We start from the raw sequence: 16,381 nt of genomic DNA on the forward strand, positions 1-16,381 counted from the left end.
TGGAATGAGCATTACCTGTCATCTGTTACTTGTCACTTGATTACCGATTACCCAGCACCAGAGCCGCTTTCAGCAGGCCGGCCACGCTGATGGCGTCGGTGATGCGGTTGTCCATCACCATCTGAATGGCTTCCCGGAAGGGCAGCTTCCAGAGGTGCAGCTCCTCGGTTTCTTCGTGCTCCATCTCGCCCTGCTCCAGGTCTTCGGCCAGGAACACGAAGCCTTCCTCGTCGGTGACGGAGTTGGAGGGGTGCAGGCGGGCAATGTTGGTCCAGCGCCGGGCCGTCAGGCCGGTTTCCTCGCGCAGTTCCCGCTGGGCCGACTCCAAGATGTCCAGCTCCACCGGCCCGCCGCCCATCGGAATTTCCCAGCAGTACTCGTTGAGCGGGTAGCGGTACTGGCCCACCAGCCAGGTGTTGCCCTCCGCGTCGATGGGCACGATGCCCAGGGCCTTGTTTTTCATCGTGACCACCCCGTAGATGCCCCGGCCGCCGCGCGGGTTGATGACCTGGTCTTCGCGCACGCTGATCCAGGGGTTCTGGTACTTCAGTTCCGTGCTGAGCACCTGCCAGGGGTTGTGGGTTTCGTCGGGAGCCGGGTACATACGAGGGGCAGTTAGGTAGGTCTGGAAGGCAAAGCTAGGAGCGTTTGGGCACTGCGACGCGGAATGCGGCGGTGGTTTTTCGGACTGCTGACCGTCGGGGGGCGGGCGCGAAGCCCGCTGCGGGACCTGGCGCGGCCCAGCCGCCGCGGCGCGAAAAAAAACCGGCGGCCGACTTAACATAGAGTTAACTTGATATCAGTGAAAGCCGTAACTTCCAAGTAAGCTGGCCGCTGACATTCCGGCCAGTCATCCGCACCTTATGGCCAATTCGCAAAAAAACTCCGCCAACCAAACCACCAACGGCAGCAGCGGCGACCCGCTCTTCAATCTGAAGCACGCCCAGGCCGAATCGGAACTACAGCAGCAAACCGGTGGCCTCGGGCCGCTGACCAACGAATACATCAGCACCGACGAAGACGCCGAGCTGGACGAAGGCCCGCGGGACAGCCAGGGCCTGCGCCGCGGCGAATCACCCGACGTTATCGGCAGCACCGCCGGCCGACACTAAGCAACCACGGAACATACTACTAGGCGCCTCCTTTCATGCCTATTTGCGGAACCGCCCGCCGGGACGTCAGACACCCCGGCGGGCGGTTCTTTTTTGCCCGCGAGGGGAGGGGCGGCGCCCACCGAAGCCCGCCGGCGGGTTACTTTTGCGGCCGTTATGCTCCCCGTTTCCTTTACCGCCCAGCCCCACGAAGCCGGCCTCGACGAAGCCGGCCGCGGCTGCCTGGCCGGGCCCGTCTTTGCCGCCGCCGTGGTGCTGCCGCCCGATTTTCAGGCCCCCGGCCTCACCGATTCCAAGCTGCTCAGCGCCAAGCGCCGCGAGCAGCTGCGCGACGTCATCTGCCGCGAAGCCCTGGCCTGGGCCGTGGCCGAAGCTTCGCCCGACGAAATTGCCAGCATCAACATCGCCCAGGCCAGCTACCTGGCCATGCACCGCGCCGTGGCCCAGCTCGGCCTGCCGCCCACCCACCTGGCCGTCGACGGCAACCGGTTCCGGGCCTACCCGGGCATCGCGCACAGCTGCATCATCAAGGGCGACGGAAAGTACCTGAACATTGCCGCCGCCTCGGTGCTGGCCAAAACCTTCCGCGACGAGCGGATGCGCGAGCTGGCGGCCGAATTTCCGCAGTACGGCTGGCAGCAGAACGCCGGCTACCCCACGGGCCAGCACCGCGCCGCCATCCGCCAGCACGGCCCCACGCCCCACCACCGCATGGGCTTCCGGCTCCTGTAGGGTGGTGAAATAGTGAAATGGTGAGTTTAATGTTCAGACCGCCTCAACGCGCAGACGGCCCCGGCAACACGTGTTGCCGGGGCCGTCTGCGCATAGATACTGGGGATGGGAAGGTGCCGCGTGAACGTTAACTCACCATCTCACTAGTTCACCGCTGCGCTTCCTTCAGGCGCAGCAGGTCCAGGAAGAGGCTGAAGCCGTCGACGGTGGAGCCGCCTTCGCCGAACTTGTCGAAGTTCAGGGGCTTGATGATGTAACCGCTCACGGCCAGGTCGCGGGCCTTGAGGCGGTCCGATTCCAGGTCGGAGGTGGTCATGATGAACACATTCAGGCCCACGAACTCGGGGTCGGAGCGCAGGACTTCGAGCAACTCCAGGCCGTTCATGCGCGGCATGTTGATGTCGAGCATGACCACGCTGGGCTTGGGAATCTGGTCCCGGTCGCCCTCCCCGCGCAGCAGGGCCAGGGCCTCGCGGCCGTTGCGGGCCACGTAAAGCGGTACGGTGATGCTGTGCTTGCGTAGCTCACGCTGCACATTCATGATGTCCATCTGGTCGTCTTCGACGAGCAGAATACTGGCAGGAGCGGTGTCGGTAGACATGGGAAAGCGGCTGGAAATGCCCGGCGCGGGGTGAGGGTGGCACGCCGCCGGTCTTGGCCTATACGGCAAGGTAGCGTCAATGGCTGATACCGGCCGGCCGGGCGGCCACCGCGGGGGCCGTTCGGGCAGTAGCCTTGGGCCAGGTAAAGATGAACGTAGAGCCCGCTCCCTCACTGGATTCCAGCCGGATAGTGCCGCCGTGGCGCTCCACGATTTTTTTGACAATGGCCAGGCCCACGCCGGTACTTTCCAGCGTGTCGCGCTCGGTCAGCGTCTGAAACAAGACGAACACCCGCTCGTGGTACTCGGGCGCGATGCCGGGGCCGTTGTCGGCAATGGTGAAAGTGTACTCCTCGGTGGTTTCGCGCAAGCCGACGCGTACGAGGCCGTTAGTGGGGTCGTGGTGGTACTTCAGGGCGTTGCTGATCAGGTTGCTGAACACCTGCTGCAGCTCCACCCGCGAGGCCGTGAGCACCGGCAGGTAGGGTGGTAGCACCACCCGGAAGCCCTCGGGCGGGGCCAGCGAATCGATGATTTCGGTGAGCAGTTCGCGCACGTTCACGCGCTCCTGCTGCTGCTGCACCCGCCCGATGCGCGCCAGCTCCAGGATGCCGCTGATCAGGTTCTCCATGCGGTGGGTGCGGGTGCGCATCAGCAGCAGAAACTCGCGGATGTGCTCCGGCAGGGTCTCGTCCATGTCCTCCTCGATCCAGCGCGAGGCGCTTTCGATGCCGCGCAGCGGGGCTTTCAAATCGTGCGACACCACGTAGGCAAACTGGTCCAGCTCCTGGTTGCGGCGCTCCAGTTGCCCGATGGTCGACTCGATGGTGCCGGCCATGGAGTTCAGGGAGGTAGCCAGTTCGCTCAGCTCGTCCTGGGCGTCGTCGGTGAGGCGCACGTGAAACTCGCCGCGGGCAATGCGGGTGGCCAGCTGCACCATGCCGGTGAGGCGCCGCGAGAGCAGCCGCGCCAGCAGCCCGGCCCCGATCAGGCCGAGCACCAAAGCCAGCAGCGTGAGCACCACCGACAGCACCCGCGTTTGCCGGATGCTCTGGGCCAGCTTGTCGCGCTGCTTGTCGCGGGTGGCCAGCTCGTCGCGGTCGAAGCCGCGGAAGATGACCCGGATCTGGTCCATGAGCTGCTTGCCGGTGCCGTCCTCCACCAGGTCACGGTGCTCCATGCCGTCGAGGCCTTCCTGGCGGGCACTGCGCTTGCGGGCGGCCCGTTTTTCGGCGATGAGCAGGTGGGAGTAGGCGGCCCACCGCTCGTACAGGGCCTGGGCGCGCACCATGCGGGCGCGCTGCGGGTCGTCGAGGCTGAACTCGTCGCGCAGGGCGGCGAAGGCGCCCAGCAGCTGCCGCTCGCCCTCGTAGTAGGATTCGAGCAGGCCCTCGTTGCCGACGAGCAGGTAGCCGCGGAAGCCCGATTCCATGTCGACGATGCTGCCGAGCATGCGCGTGGCCTGGGCGGTGCGGTTCTGGGAGTGGGCAATGCGCTCGGAGTTGCGCAGCACCTGCCGCGACAACTGGTAGTTGACGATGCCCACCATCACGAACAGCATCGCAATGGCCAGAAACCCAATAAAGAGGCGAGTGGAAAGCTTCAGCTTCATGCACGGGGGCCGCGCCGGGCGCTAGCGGGCTTCTTTACGCAACTTGCGCTCCAGGGTGTTGAGCAGGCCCAGCACTTCTTCGGTGAGCGGGTTGATGGCGCGCAGGCCGCGCATGGCCTCGTCGGCGTGGCCGGCCTGGTGCAGGTCCATGAGGCGGTTGGCTTCGTCGTGCACGCGGCGGTGGGTCTGGTCGAGCTGCTTGGTTTCGGGGTAACGGCCAAAGCGGGGAAGGGCTACCTCGCGAATCCACTCGCCCAGCGGGCATTCGTCGGCGCTGCGCACGGGCGTTTCGTTGCCGTCGTTGCCGTAAAGGAAGCTGCGCAGGCGGGCTTTGAACAGTATGTGCTTGAGCCGGGCAGCTTCAAACTCCCGTTTCAGGTCTTCGTCCATTGGGGTGTGGTGGCCTGCCCGGCGTGCGGCCGTCGGGACAGGGTTAGGCCTATACCGCATTGGGCGCCGCCGGGTTTTGGGCTACTTTTGCCGGGCCGGCCGCCCGGCCCCGTTTCTTCCCCCTTTCCCCGAACTGCAAGCCCTCCCCTCATGAGCGAACTGAAGAGCGACCTGAAGACCGTCGTGCTCAACGACGTGCACCAGCAACTCGGCGCCAAGATGGTGCCCTTCGCCGGCTACAACATGCCCGTGCGCTACTCCTCCGACCTCGACGAGCACCACACCGTGCGCCGGGCCGTGGGCATCTTCGACGTGTCGCACATGGGCGAGTTCCGGGTGCGCGGGCCGCGGGCGCTGGACCTCATCCAGCACGTGACCAGCAACGACGCGAGCAAGCTGGCCGACGGCAAAGCCCAGTACAGCTGCCTGCCCAACGAGGACGGCGGCATCGTGGACGACCTGCTGGTCTACAAGATGGCCGACGAGGACTACATGCTCGTCGTCAACGCTTCCAACATCGAGAAGGACTGGAACTGGATTCAGAAGTACAACGCCGAGTACGGGGCGGAGATGGAAAACATTTCCGATCAGATGAGCCTCTTCGCCGTGCAGGGTCCCAAAGCCGCCGAGGCGCTGCAGGGCCTGACCGAGGTGGACCTGAAAAGCATTCCGTACTACAGCTTCGTGCAGGGCACTTTCGCCGGGCACGAGGGCGTCATCATCTCGGCCACCGGCTACACCGGCGCGGGCGGCTTCGAACTCTACATTCCGAACGAGGCGGCCGTGGACATCTGGAATAAGGTGCTGGAAGCGGGCAAGCCCTTCGGCCTGAAGCCCATCGGCCTCGGCGCCCGCGACACGCTGCGCCTGGAAATGGGCTTCTGCCTCTACGGCAACGACATCGACGACGCCACCTCGCCGCTGGAAGGCGGGCTGGGCTGGATTACCAAGTTCACCAAGGACTTCGTCAACAGCCAGGAGCTGGCCAAGCAGAAGGAGCAGGGCGTCACGCGCAAGCTGGTGGGCTTCCTGATGGACGGCCCCGGCATTCCGCGCGCCCACTACGAGCTGGTGGACGAAAACGGCAACCCGGTGGGCGAGGTCACCTCGGGCACCCAGTCGCCGAGCCTGAGCAAGGGCATCGGCCTGGGCTACGTGAAAACCGAGCTGAGCAAGCCCGGCAGCAAAATCTTCGTGCAGGTGCGCGGCAAGAACCTGCCCGCCACCGTCACCAAGCTGCCCTTCGTGCCCGGCACGGAAGAGTAGAACGACCAACCTCAGAACGTCATTCCGAGCGAAGTCGAGGAATCTCGCGTGCTGACTCCGGATAGTATTGTCATGCTGAGCTTGTCGAAGCATCTCTACCGAACAATGGAGCGGTAGAGATGCTTCGACAAGCTCAGCATGACGTTCTTTTTACCCATTCAACGTCAGCAGGCGAGATTCCTCGACTTCGCTCGGAATGACGTTCTACTTTATTACTTCCACCTCGAATCAACCATGCCCTCCGTCGACATCTGTTTCTCCCCGGAGCTGCTGCCGCTCTACCAGCTCGAAGGCCGCGTGGCCGTCATCGTGGATATTCTGCGGGCCACGTCGAGCATCGTTACGGCCCTGGCCAACGGCGTGACCCACGTGTTTGCCACGGCCGAGCTGGACGAATGCACCGCCCTGGGCCGGCAGCACGGCTGCCTGACGGCCGCGGAGCGCAACGGCGTGCAGGCCGAAGGCTTCGACCTCGGCAACTCGCCCTTCGGCTACCTGCCGGGCAGCGCCCTCGAAACGCGGGGCCGGGCCGTGGCCATCAGCACCACCAACGGCACCCAGGCCCTGCGCCGCTCCCTCGGGGCCGACGCCGTCGTCATCGGCGCCTTCCTGAACCTGCAGGCCGTGGCCGACTTCGCCCGCCGGCAGCAGAAGGACGTGCTGGTGGTGTGCGCCGGCTGGAAGGGGCAGTTCTGCCTCGAAGACACCGTCTTCGGCGGGGCCCTGGCCGAGCGCCTAGCCGACACGTTCGACGTGCGCAGCTCCGACGCGACGCTGGCCGCCCTGCACCTCTGGCAACAAGCCAAGCCCGATTTGGAAGGCTACCTGCTGCAGTCGGCGCACGTGCGCCGGCTCAATCACCTCGAAGCCCACCAGGACTTCGCGTTTTGCCTGCGCCTGGATGAATACCCGGCCACACTGCCCATCTGGCGCGAGGATCGGCTGGTCAATTTGGGTGACAGGTAACACGTAACACGTGACAGGTCAGGCATAAGCGGGCCCGCTGTCCGCTTCCATCTGCAAGCACCAGAGGCCCCTCCTTTGTACCGGACCCCGGTCGGCTGCACGGGAGGCCCCTCCTTTGTACCGGACCCCGGTCGGCTGCAGGGTACCCCCATCCGGCTGCAGCTGAACGTCATTCCCCTGCAGCCGGATGCCATTCCGGTGCAGGGAAATGCCAAACCGCTGCAGCCGGATGACGAATCCCTGTAGCCGAATGCCACCCGGCTGCACCGGAATGGCAAATCCGTGCAGCCGGGTGGCAAACTGGTGCAGCCGGATGGCACTCGGCTGCACCGGAATGGCAAATCCGTGCAGCCGAGTGCCATCCGGCTGTAGCCGGGCGGGGCCCGGTGCGGCCGGGAGGGGACCCGGGCTTAGCCGTTAGCCCCCTCGGTGATTCCCCGCACCTGTTACCTGTCACATGTTACGTGTCACCTACTGCAGCTTCTCGTTCTGCCGGTGGCGGTCGGCGTCGCGCTGGGTTTTCTTTTCCAGGTTGCGCTGCAGGGCCTCGGTCAGGTCGACGCCGGTCTGGTTGGCCAGGCAGATGACCACGAACAGCACGTCGGCCAACTCATCGGCCAGCACTTTGTCGCGGTCGGAGGGCTTGAAGGACTGCTCGCCGTACTGCCGGGCAATGATGCGGGCCACCTCGCCGACTTCCTCGGTGAGCATGGCCATGTTGGTCAGCTCGTTGAAATACCGCACCCCCGTGGTCTTGATCCACTGGTCAACGGTCTGCTGGGCTTCTTCGAGGGTCATGAGTGGTGAAATGGTGAGGTGGTGAAATAGTGAGTTTGATGTTCTGGTGTAGGCGAGTTGAACGTTAACTCACCATTTCACCATCTCACCAGTTCACCGTTCCAGAATGATGGTTACCGGGCCGTCGTTGAGCAGGCGCACTTTCATGTCGGCGCCGAAGCGGCCGGTGGCGACGGGACGGCCGAGCAGGGCCTGGAGCTGGCGCACGAACTCCTCGTAGAGCGGAATGGCGACGGGGGGCGGGGCGGCCTGCACGTAGCTGGGCCGGGTGCCCTTGCGGGCGTCGGCCAGCAGGGTAAACTGGCTTACCACGAGCACGTCGCCGCCGGTGTCCTGCACCGAGAGGTTCATCTTGTCGTCGGCGTCAGAGAAGATGCGCAGCTGCACCAGCTTGCGGGCCATCCAGTCCAGCTCGGCGGCGGTATCGGTGTGGGTAAAGCCGGCCAGCACCAGCAGGCCGGGCCCGATCTGGCCGGTAATGTCGCCGTCGACGGTAACCGAAGCTTCCGTGACGCGCTGTACGACTACGCGCATGAGCGGTGAAATGGTGAGGTGGTGAAATGGTGAGTTGGTGAATCGACCTGAGGACTGCGGCGGCGGCGGCAGGGCGGCTCGGCGCAAAGAAACGGCACAAATGCCCATCTTCGCCGCGCATCGGGGCAGACGCCCGGTCGCTCATTTCCTCACGCACTCATTCACTGCCCATTGTCGTTGCTGCCTTTGCCGTCGGAGCTGCCTGCGCCCGTGGTGTCCGCCGCCGAGCGGCGCGGCTGGCTGTGGCCCGCGCTGCTGCTGGTGGCCGGGCTGCGGCTGTGGCGCCTGCCCCAGGCGGCATTGCCCGACTACGATTCGGTGCGCAACTGGCAGATCATCCAGGAAGTAGCCGCCGGCGACTTCGCCCACCTGTTTCACCACGGCAGCCCGGCGTTTTACCTGCTCTACGCGCCCGTCACCTGGCTCAGTACCGATTACCGCGTGCTGCTGGTGCTCAACGCCCTGCTGGCCGTGGCCGCCGTGGGTTTGTTTGCCGACTGGGTGGCCCGCGCCGCCCGCCTGCGCGGCCCCGAAACGGCCCTGCTCACGCTGCTGGCCGGCTCCTCGGTGTTCCTGACCTTCTCCGGCCGCGACTTCACGATGAGCTCCATGAGCCTGCTGCTGCTGGTGCTGCTGCTGCGCACGCACTGGCAGCGGCTGCAGCAGCCCACGCGCCGCCACTTGCTGCGCACGGCCGCGGTGCTGGCCCTGGGGCTGAGCGTCAACTACAAATTCCTGCTCACCGTGCCCATTCTGGCGGTGCTGGAGCTGCTGCAGGCCGACCGGCTGGCCGGGCGCGGGGGCAACTGGTGGCGGGTGCTGCTGGTGCTGGCCGCGCCGTTCGTGGGGCTCGGCGTGCTGGCCTGGCTGGTATCGGGCGTGCCGGTGTACCGCTGGCCGGCGGTGTTCTTCGTCATCATGTTCCCCGCGGCCGCCAATGCCGCCGGCCGGCACGGCACCGTGCAGGTCGATTTTGCCTATTACCTGCGCTACCTGCTCGACTTCGAAGCCCCGCTGCTGCCGGCCCTGGCGGCGGCGCTGGTGTGGTTCAGCGGCGGATTGCGGCGCCGGCCGCTGCCCATGGCCACCTACCTGCTGGTGTGGGCCGCCCTGATGCTGGCGGGCATGTCGCTGCTGATCAAGGCGCCGCGGGGGCTGCTGTTTGGCTACCTGCCGCTGTACGCGCTGCTGGTGCTGCTGCTCACGCGCTGGGCCCGGCCGGTGGCCCTGCTGGGGCTGCTGGCGGCGGTGGGCTACAACATGTGGCAGGTGCAGCGGCACATCTACGCCTACCTGCCCACGCGCTACCCGCTGGTGGCCGGCTGGCTGCAGCAGCACGACCGGCCGCCGGTAGCCACCACCGTGGGCCCGGCCCTGCTGCCGGTAGTGGCCCCGCTGGGGCTGCGGGCCGAAGTAGCCAAAACGCCCGCCGAGCTGGCCGCGCTGCACCGGCAAGGCTACCGCTACGTGCTGCTCGACGACTACTACCGCGTGGCCGGCGTGCCGGGCTTCGACTCGCTGCGCCAACTGCCCGCCGTGGCCGCCTGGCCCGAGCCGGCGCTGACTTCGCCGCTGCTGTACCTGGAGCACTCCGAGTACACCGGCCTCGGCTACCAGGCCACGCTGCGGCGCCAGCGGCAGGCCGCCCAGGATACGCTGCAGCTGCGCCTGATCTGGCTGCCGCAGTAGCGCGGGGCGGGGTAAGAAGCGCCGAAAAATCGGCGGCAGAATGATTGTTGCGCTGTTTTCGCTCGTTGGGGACCAGTAGCTTGCCGCTTTCCGGCGGTCGGCAGTTGCGGCAGGCCGGGAGTATCTGTCTGCCCGTTGCCTTTGCGAATGAAGCCTCATTACCCGATTCTGGACGGCCTGCGCGGCGTCGCGGCCCTGCTGGTGGTGGTATTCCACCTCTTCGAGGCGCACCAGACCAACTACGCCCTGCACCCCATTCACCACGGCTACCTCGCCGTCGACTTCTTTTTCCTGCTCTCCGGCTTCGTGGTGGGCTACGCCTACGACGACCGGTGGGGCCGGATGAGCGTCTGGGACTTCGCCAAAATCCGCCTGACGCGCCTGCACCCGCTCATCGTCCTGAGCGTCGTCATCGGCGCGGTGGGCTTCTGGCTCGACCCGTTCGGCGCTGGCTTCCAGCAGGCCGGCCCCTGGAAGCTGCTGGGCGTGGCCCTGCTCACCCTGACGCTGCTGCCCGCGCCCGACCTGCGCAGCTGGGGCGAAACCCATTCCCTGAACGGCCCGCTCTGGTCCCTGCTGCAGGAGTACCTGGCCAACGCCCTTTACGCCCTCGTTGGCCGGCGGCTGGGCCGGGGCGGCCTCTGGGCGCTGGTGCTGCTCAGCGCCGGGGCCCTCACCTGGGCCGCCGTGCAGAACGGGAACGTGGCCAGCGGCTGGGGCCACAGCAACTTCTGGTTTGCCATCGTGAGGATGCTCTACCCGTTCTTCGCCGGCCTGCTGCTGTTCCGCTCCCGCCGGCTGCTGCGCATCCCGCACGCCTTCCCCGTGTGCGCCGCCTTGCTGACGCTGCTGTTCTGCCTGCCGTATTTCCCCATCAACGGCCTCTACGAAGCCGCCACCATCATCCTGGCCTTCCCGCTGATTGTGGCCCTGGGCGCGGGCGGGCAGGTCGGTGGCGCCGGGGCGAAGTTCTGCAAATGGCTGGCCGACCTCTCGTACCCGCTCTACATCACGCACTACCCACTGATTTACCTCTACATCGGCTGGGTGGCCAAAAACAAGCCCACGCCCCAGCAGGCCCTGCCCGTGGCCGCCGCGCTATTCGCCGTAGCCCTGCTGCTGGCCTGGGCTGCCCTGAAGCTCTACGACGAGCCCGTGCGCGCCTGGCTGAAACGCCGCTTCCTGACGAAACCGGCTGCCGCCCGGCCCCAGCCCGTCAACGCTTAATCAGTGACGTTCAATGATTCGAAAAGTCCTGCGTTCGTCAGCTGCGTAGCGGCGCCAAGTCAATAGAAACCGAAGACGCCAAGACGTTCGAGCTACGGAGGAGCGGCACCCTAACTGCGCAGTCAAGGTGCCGCTCCTCCGTAGCTCGGATTCATTTTGTCCAGCTATGAGCTATTGGCGCGGCGCCGTACGTGGCTGGCTGAAACGCTCTTCCAAACCTGGTCTGAGGCCCGACCACTACCGCTTGATGTTCAGGCTGTCGAGCCAGTGCTGGTAGCGGCGGGCGTTTTTCTTGTGCTCGGCGAAGGTGGCGGCGAAGTCGGAATAGCCGGTGCCGCCGGCCTGGGCGCAGAAAAACAGGTAATCGTGAGCCGCGGGCTTGAGCACCGCGTCCAGGCTCTGCCGGTTGGCCGAGGTGATGGGTCCGGGCGGCAGGCCCTTGTGCTTGTAGGTGTTGTAGGGCGAGTCGACCAGCTTGTCCTTGTTGAGCACCCGCCGCACCCCGAAGTTGCCGATGGCCCAGAGCAGCGTCGGGTCGGCCTGCAGCTTCATGCCCCGGCGCAGGCGGTTCAGGTACACCCCGGCAATCAGCGGCTTGTCCTCTTTCTTGGCCGTTTCGCGCTGCACGATGCTGGCCAGCACGTGTACCTCAGTGGGCGTGAGCTGCAAGGAATCGGCCCGCTTGCGTCGTACTTCCGTCCAAAACCGCCGGTGCTGAGCCGCCATGCTGTCGAGGAAACCTTGGGCCGAGGTGTTCCAGAGCAGGCGGTAGTGGCCGGGGATAAACAGCGTCAGCACGGCCGTGGTATCCACGCCGTAGCGCTGCTGCAGCCACTCCGGCCGGTTCAACAGCACGCGCAGGCTGGTCGAATCAGCTTCCAGTTGCCGCTGCACCTGCCGGGCCAGCTGGGGCTTGTACTTGAACGCGTCGAGGGCGAAATCCACCGTGTCCTGCTCCCCGCGCATCAGCCGCCCGAGCAGGGCTTCGTTGCCCAGGTCGAAATCCAGTCGGTAGCGGCCGGGGCGCACCCGCTGCGGGTAGCCGCGCCGCCGGGCCAGCCAGTCGAAGGTTGCCGGCTCCCGCAGCAGCTCGAACTTCTGCAGCGTCAGCAGCACGTCCTGGTACGGCTCCCCGGTGCGGATAAACAGGTACGCCGGCCCCTCGGCCGACTCGGCCACGTTGGGCCGCCACAGCACCCGCCAGGCCCCGTACAGCCCGATGCCGCCCAGCACGAGCAAGGTCAGGAGCACGGCAGCGAGGATGCGCGGCCAGGGGCGGCGCGGAGCAGGGGAAGGGGCGACAGACAAGTACGCTACGCGGGTGGTGGAACTGCGAAGATACAGGGCGGTAGCGCCACTAGCTGGCAGGAGGGCGTTTTCTCCGCCACAGCAAGAGCAGTAAAAAAGCTGTCGAAACGGTCAGCGCTAAACTGACTGCAAATGGAATACGACAGGTTACCGGGCTGACGGCCGCGTTATGGCGGCGACGATACGCGCATAGTAAGGCGTATTCATTCAGCCAGTTTTGGGCGAAGATGGCCTGTTGCTAGCTTTGTTGCCGCTCAACAAAAAGCCGGATTTTTGTTGAGTCCATCGTGCGGCTTGATGCGGGTAATGTAACGGCTAAATGAGGCTGCATGAGGCCGCTGGACATATTACACGCATCGATTACGGGTATGTGCCCCTTCTCATTCAACTGGGGAACGTAGAATATCCACAAGCCCGGGCTTATCAGCTTTTCGCACCCGAAGACGCCACTTTGTTCTGCAACCAGCGTGTCGGGCAGACTCCCGCCTTTAAACACATCGAGCACCGCTACTTGGAATGTGCGGTTGTCGTGAGGACGGACTTGCCCAACGAACACATGTGCACTCTGGTCAAGGCTCTTCTGTAAAAGTTCAGGGGACCAGTTCCTGAGGCGCGAGAATTGGCATTCACAGGCGTAGCAGGTGAATGTTTGAAGCAGCCACACTACCAGAAATACGCAGCCGAGGCTCTTGTGCAAATGCCGTCTGGGTTTCATAAGCAAGTGTAGCATAGCACTACTGCCCCTGAATCAGCCGCTGCACCGCTTCGGCCAGCTGCTGCTGCCCGGCCCGCCGCTCAATGACGACCGGCGGGGCGGCGCGCACCTCGCAGTCGGGAATGGAGCACCGCTCGCAGGTTTCGTTGACCCAGCGCACCGGGATGCTCTCGTCGTCGAGGAACTTCACTTTCTGCCGCAGGTTGTCGTCGACGGGCAAGCCCACCGTTACGCTGCTGGCGTGGCCGTTGGCGTCGAAGCGGGCCACGGTCAGGCAGAGGTACTCGTCGGTGGTCTGCCAGTAGCGGCTGCGCTGGGCGGCCACCCGCAGGCCCGGGCTGCCCGATTGCCGCGACTGTTCCATCAGCCACAAGCTCACCCAGCGGCGGCAGTAGTGCTCCTGCAGCTCGTTGGCGTGCGGGTTGTGCAGGCGCGAGAGGTGCAGCTCCTTGGTCAGCTGAAAGCCGCCCGCGGCGTCCTGGTCGAAGCGCAGGAAAAACAAACTGCCGATGCCGAAGTGCCGGGCCAGCAGGTTGGTCACGCGCTGCAAGAGCATTTCGGGCGTCACCTCGTAGCGGGTGAGCAGGCCCAGCAGCAGGGCCGCGTTCCAGCGCGGGTAGGAGAAAAACGCCTGCAGATCGGCCACCAGCTGGCTTTCCTCCATCAGCAGCGCCACCGCGAAGTAGGAGGCCCGAAAGTGACTGAGCACCTGCTCGAAGGAGCCGGGCGTCACGGCCGGCACGTTGGTATAGGGCCGGTCTTTCAGGCCGAGGTAGTTGAAGGCCACCTCGCGGCCCAGGATAAACGCCTCCTGCGCCCGCGTGAGGCCCGGCCGCAGCAGCAGGCGCCGGGCCGCGGGCTGCAGCACCGAGCGCAGCCGCGCCAGCTCCGGGTGCTGGCCCAGCTCGTGCCGGTCGATGAGGTAGTGGTACTCCTGGCCGAGCAGGTCTTCGAGCTGGTGCAGGTCGAAGGGCGCGTCGGTGCGCAGGCGGAAGCGGGCCACGCAGCTGCGCACGGCGTCTTCCAGGTCGTCGAAGTAGTTGTCGTGCATCTCCTGGTAGGAGCGCAGCGCGGCCAGGTAGAAGTGCTCCTGCCGCACCTCGTAGTTGCGGGCCAGCTCCCAGAGCGTGCTGATAAAGGCCATAACCCGCGTGGGCGCGTCCGAAATCAGCTCGATCAGCCGGCTGGGGTCGAGGCCGAACATATCCAGCGGAAACTCCCGCAGCACCTCCGATTGCAGCAGCTCCGACACCGGGGCCAGCTTCTTGCCCAGGCTCAGGGAAATCAGCTCGTCGTAGCTCACGCCCAGCACCCGTGCAAAGGCCAGAATCTTGTCGGCCTTGGGGTACTTTTTGCCCTTCTCAATCTCATTCAGGTACGACACCGACACGTCGACGGCCTGGGCCAGGGCCGCCGGCGTGAGGCCGTGCTCCTGCCGCAGCTGCCGCAGCTTCAAGCCAAAAATTAGACGAACAACCTGGGTGTGGGTGAGCATAGAAGAGAAATTTTTTGTGCCGCAGGCTGCCTGGCAAAAAGGCCGCTGGCGCGCTGTCAGCAAAGAAAAGCATTATCCAACGAGCTAAGTGAAAAACCCGCTTTCTGCTAATTTTTATCATTTAGCGAAAATTCGCTTGATTAAAATTATTCGCTAGCGTATGTTTGATTCACCGCTTCTCCAATCCACAACCACAACCCTGACTCCGATGGAAACCATTGACCAGCCGCTCATTGCGGCCAAAACCGAGTACCGTTGCCCCGAGCGCGTGAAGGTACTCGGGCCTTACACCGATGCGTTTGCCGAAATCCTGACGCCCTCGGCCCTGGCCTTTCTGGCCGAGCTGCACCGGCATTTTGAAGGGCGGCGGCAGGAGCTGCTGCGGCGCCGGCAGCAGCGCCGGGCGGAGTTTGCCGCCGGCCGCCTGCCCGATTTTCTGCCCAAAACCGCCCAGCTGCGCGAGTCGGACTGGCAGGTGGCGCCGCTGCCCGCCGATTTGCAGGACCGCCGCGTGGAAATAACCGGCCCGACCGAGCGGAAAATGGTTATCAACGCCCTGAACTCCGGCGCCCGCACCTTCATGGCCGACTGCGAGGATTCTCTGGCCCCGACCTGGTCGAACGTGGTGCAGGGCCAGCTGAATCTGCGCGACGCCGTGCGCCGCAGCATCACGCTGGAAACACCGCAGCGCACCTACCGCCTCACCGAGCGGCCCGCCGTGCTGCTGGTGCGCCCCCGCGGCTGGCACCTCAATGAGAAGCACCTGCTCATCGACGGCGAGGAAATCAGTGGGGCCTTGTTCGATTTCGGGCTGTACTTCTTCCACAATGCCCACGAGCTGCTGGCGCGGGGCACCGGGCCGTATTTCTATTTGCCCAAGCTGGAAAGCCACCTCGAAGCCCGGCTGTGGAACGAGGTGTTTGAGCTGGCGCAGTGGGCGCTGAAGATTCCCAAGGGCACCATCAAGGCCACCGTGCTCATCGAGACGCTGCCGGCCGTGTTTGAAACCCACGAAATCCTCTGGGAGCTGCGGCAGCACTCGGCCGGGCTGAACTGCGGCCGCTGGGACTACATCTTCTCCTATATCAAAACCCTCGGTGCCCGGCCCGAGTTTCGGCTGCCCGACCGCGCCCAGGTGACCATGACCGTGCCCAACATGGCCGCCTACGTGCGCCTGGTCATCGATACCTGCCACCGCCGCGGGGTGCACGCCATGGGCGGTATGGCTGCGCAGATTCCCATCAAGGACAACCCCGCCGAAAACGCCATTGCCCTCGACAAGGTGCACCTGGATAAGCTGCGCGAGGCCCGCCTCGGCCACGACGGCACCTGGGTGGCCCACCCCGCGCTGGTGCCCATTGCCCGGGCGGTGTTCGACGAGCTGATGACCGCGCCGAACCAAATCGACAAGCCGCGCAGCGCCGAGCCGCTGCCCACCGCCGCCGAACTGCTGCGGGCCCCGCAGGGCACCATCACCGAAGCCGGCCTGCGCCAGAACATCGACGTGGCGCTGCGCTACCTCGGCACCTGGCTGGGCGGCAACGGCTGCGTGCCGCTCTACCACCTGATGGAGGACGCTGCCACCGCCGAAATATCCCGGGTGCAGCTCTGGCAGTGGCTGCACACGCCCGACACATTCTTGGCCGACGGCCGGCCCGTCACGCCCGAGCTGTACCGCGCCTTGTTGGAAGAGGTGGTAACCAAGCTGCGCCGCGAGGTAGGGGAGGAGCCGTACACCGCGCTGTACCGCCCCGCCCTGCACCTGCTCGACCGCCTCGTGGTGGCCGACGACTGTGCCGATTTCCTCACGCTGCCGGCCTACGAGCGGCTGTAGCGCGAACTTTTAGTTCGCGTATTCCCGAACCTCAATCGTTTCCCTGCTCGAACGGCCGTCGTTCTGAGCTACGCGAACGGAAAGTTCGCGCTACTACCCCTT

15 protein-coding genes are annotated in these 16,381 nt (G+C 65.3%); 7 read left to right on the plus strand and 8 right to left on the minus strand.

What is annotated here, in order from left to right:
* Positions 1 to 40 precede the first annotated feature (40 nt).
* Entirely contained in the window at positions 41 to 604 is a 564-nt protein-coding gene (locus tag FDY95_RS13495) for an NUDIX domain-containing protein (RefSeq protein WP_138078307.1), read from the minus strand.
* Between the two features lie 259 nt (positions 605 to 863).
* Here FDY95_RS13495 and FDY95_RS13500 point away from each other — a divergent pair, with 259 nt between their 5' ends.
* Positions 864 to 1,112, plus strand: a complete 249-nt coding sequence (locus FDY95_RS13500; RefSeq protein WP_138078309.1) for a hypothetical protein — start codon at positions 864 to 866, stop codon at positions 1,110 to 1,112.
* Between the two features lie 156 nt (positions 1,113 to 1,268).
* Positions 1,269 to 1,844 (plus strand): ribonuclease HII, encoded by a 576-nt coding sequence (locus FDY95_RS13505; RefSeq protein WP_138078311.1) that lies wholly within the window; start codon positions 1,269 to 1,271, stop codon positions 1,842 to 1,844.
* Positions 1,845 to 1,992: 148 nt separating this feature from the next.
* On the opposite strand, the gene FDY95_RS13510 is transcribed toward FDY95_RS13505, so the two are convergent.
* From FDY95_RS13510 to FDY95_RS13520, 3 genes are all read right to left on the minus strand, one after another.
* Positions 1,993 to 2,445, minus strand: a complete 453-nt coding sequence (locus FDY95_RS13510; protein ID WP_111479365.1) for a response regulator — start codon at positions 2,443 to 2,445, stop codon at positions 1,993 to 1,995.
* A 76-nt stretch (positions 2,446 to 2,521) separates the two neighbouring features.
* Positions 2,522 to 4,057, minus strand: coding sequence for a sensor histidine kinase (locus tag FDY95_RS13515; protein WP_246074027.1), 1,536 nt, complete (start codon positions 4,055 to 4,057; stop codon positions 2,522 to 2,524).
* A gap of 21 nt (positions 4,058 to 4,078) precedes the next feature.
* Positions 4,079 to 4,447 (minus strand): CZB domain-containing protein, encoded by a 369-nt coding sequence (locus FDY95_RS13520; RefSeq protein WP_171025672.1) that lies wholly within the window; start codon positions 4,445 to 4,447, stop codon positions 4,079 to 4,081.
* Positions 4,448 to 4,606: 159 nt separating this feature from the next.
* On the opposite strand from FDY95_RS13520, the gene gcvT reads away from it, so the two are divergent.
* Together gcvT and FDY95_RS13530 are read left to right on the plus strand one after the other, a co-directional pair.
* The gene (gene gcvT / locus FDY95_RS13525) at positions 4,607 to 5,713 is read left to right on the plus strand and encodes a glycine cleavage system aminomethyltransferase GcvT (protein WP_138078415.1); all 1,107 of its coding nucleotides are present in this window, start codon (positions 4,607 to 4,609) and stop codon (positions 5,711 to 5,713) included.
* Between the two features lie 234 nt (positions 5,714 to 5,947).
* The gene (locus tag FDY95_RS13530) at positions 5,948 to 6,679 is read left to right on the plus strand and encodes a 2-phosphosulfolactate phosphatase (protein ID WP_138078315.1); all 732 of its coding nucleotides are present in this window, start codon (positions 5,948 to 5,950) and stop codon (positions 6,677 to 6,679) included.
* Between the two features lie 471 nt (positions 6,680 to 7,150).
* On the opposite strand, the gene FDY95_RS13535 is transcribed toward FDY95_RS13530, so the two are convergent.
* The gene (locus FDY95_RS13535) at positions 7,151 to 7,477 is read right to left on the minus strand and encodes a nucleotide pyrophosphohydrolase (RefSeq protein ID WP_138078317.1); all 327 of its coding nucleotides are present in this window, start codon (positions 7,475 to 7,477) and stop codon (positions 7,151 to 7,153) included.
* Positions 7,478 to 7,570: 93 nt separating this feature from the next.
* Positions 7,571 to 8,011, minus strand: coding sequence for a D-aminoacyl-tRNA deacylase (gene dtd, locus FDY95_RS13540; protein ID WP_138078319.1), 441 nt, complete (start codon positions 8,009 to 8,011; stop codon positions 7,571 to 7,573).
* 177 nt (positions 8,012 to 8,188) lie between these two features.
* On the opposite strand from dtd, the gene FDY95_RS13545 reads away from it, so the two are divergent.
* Both FDY95_RS13545 and FDY95_RS13550 read left to right on the plus strand, forming a co-directional pair.
* Complete coding sequence (locus FDY95_RS13545) at positions 8,189 to 9,700, plus strand: hypothetical protein (RefSeq protein ID WP_138078321.1); 1,512 nt, start codon at positions 8,189 to 8,191, stop codon at positions 9,698 to 9,700.
* Between the two features lie 147 nt (positions 9,701 to 9,847).
* Positions 9,848 to 10,927, plus strand: coding sequence for an acyltransferase family protein (locus FDY95_RS13550; protein WP_138078323.1), 1,080 nt, complete (start codon positions 9,848 to 9,850; stop codon positions 10,925 to 10,927).
* Positions 10,928 to 11,164: 237 nt separating this feature from the next.
* Here FDY95_RS13550 and mltG read toward each other — a convergent pair whose 3' ends face one another.
* Positions 11,165 to 12,178 (minus strand): endolytic transglycosylase MltG, encoded by a 1,014-nt coding sequence (gene mltG / locus FDY95_RS13555; RefSeq protein ID WP_171025673.1) that lies wholly within the window; start codon positions 12,176 to 12,178, stop codon positions 11,165 to 11,167.
* Between the two features lie 791 nt (positions 12,179 to 12,969).
* Positions 12,970 to 14,445 (minus strand): helix-turn-helix domain-containing protein, encoded by a 1,476-nt coding sequence (locus FDY95_RS13560; RefSeq protein WP_138078327.1) that lies wholly within the window; start codon positions 14,443 to 14,445, stop codon positions 12,970 to 12,972.
* A gap of 208 nt (positions 14,446 to 14,653) precedes the next feature.
* On the opposite strand from FDY95_RS13560, the gene aceB reads away from it, so the two are divergent.
* The gene (gene aceB / locus FDY95_RS13565; protein WP_138078329.1) at positions 14,654 to 16,279 is read left to right on the plus strand and encodes a malate synthase A; all 1,626 of its coding nucleotides are present in this window, start codon (positions 14,654 to 14,656) and stop codon (positions 16,277 to 16,279) included.
* Positions 16,280 to 16,381: the final 102 nt, after the last annotated feature.

The organism is Hymenobacter jeollabukensis (assembly GCF_005771675.1).
Taxonomy (GTDB): Bacteria; Bacteroidota; Bacteroidia; order Cytophagales; family Hymenobacteraceae; genus Solirubrum; species Solirubrum jeollabukense.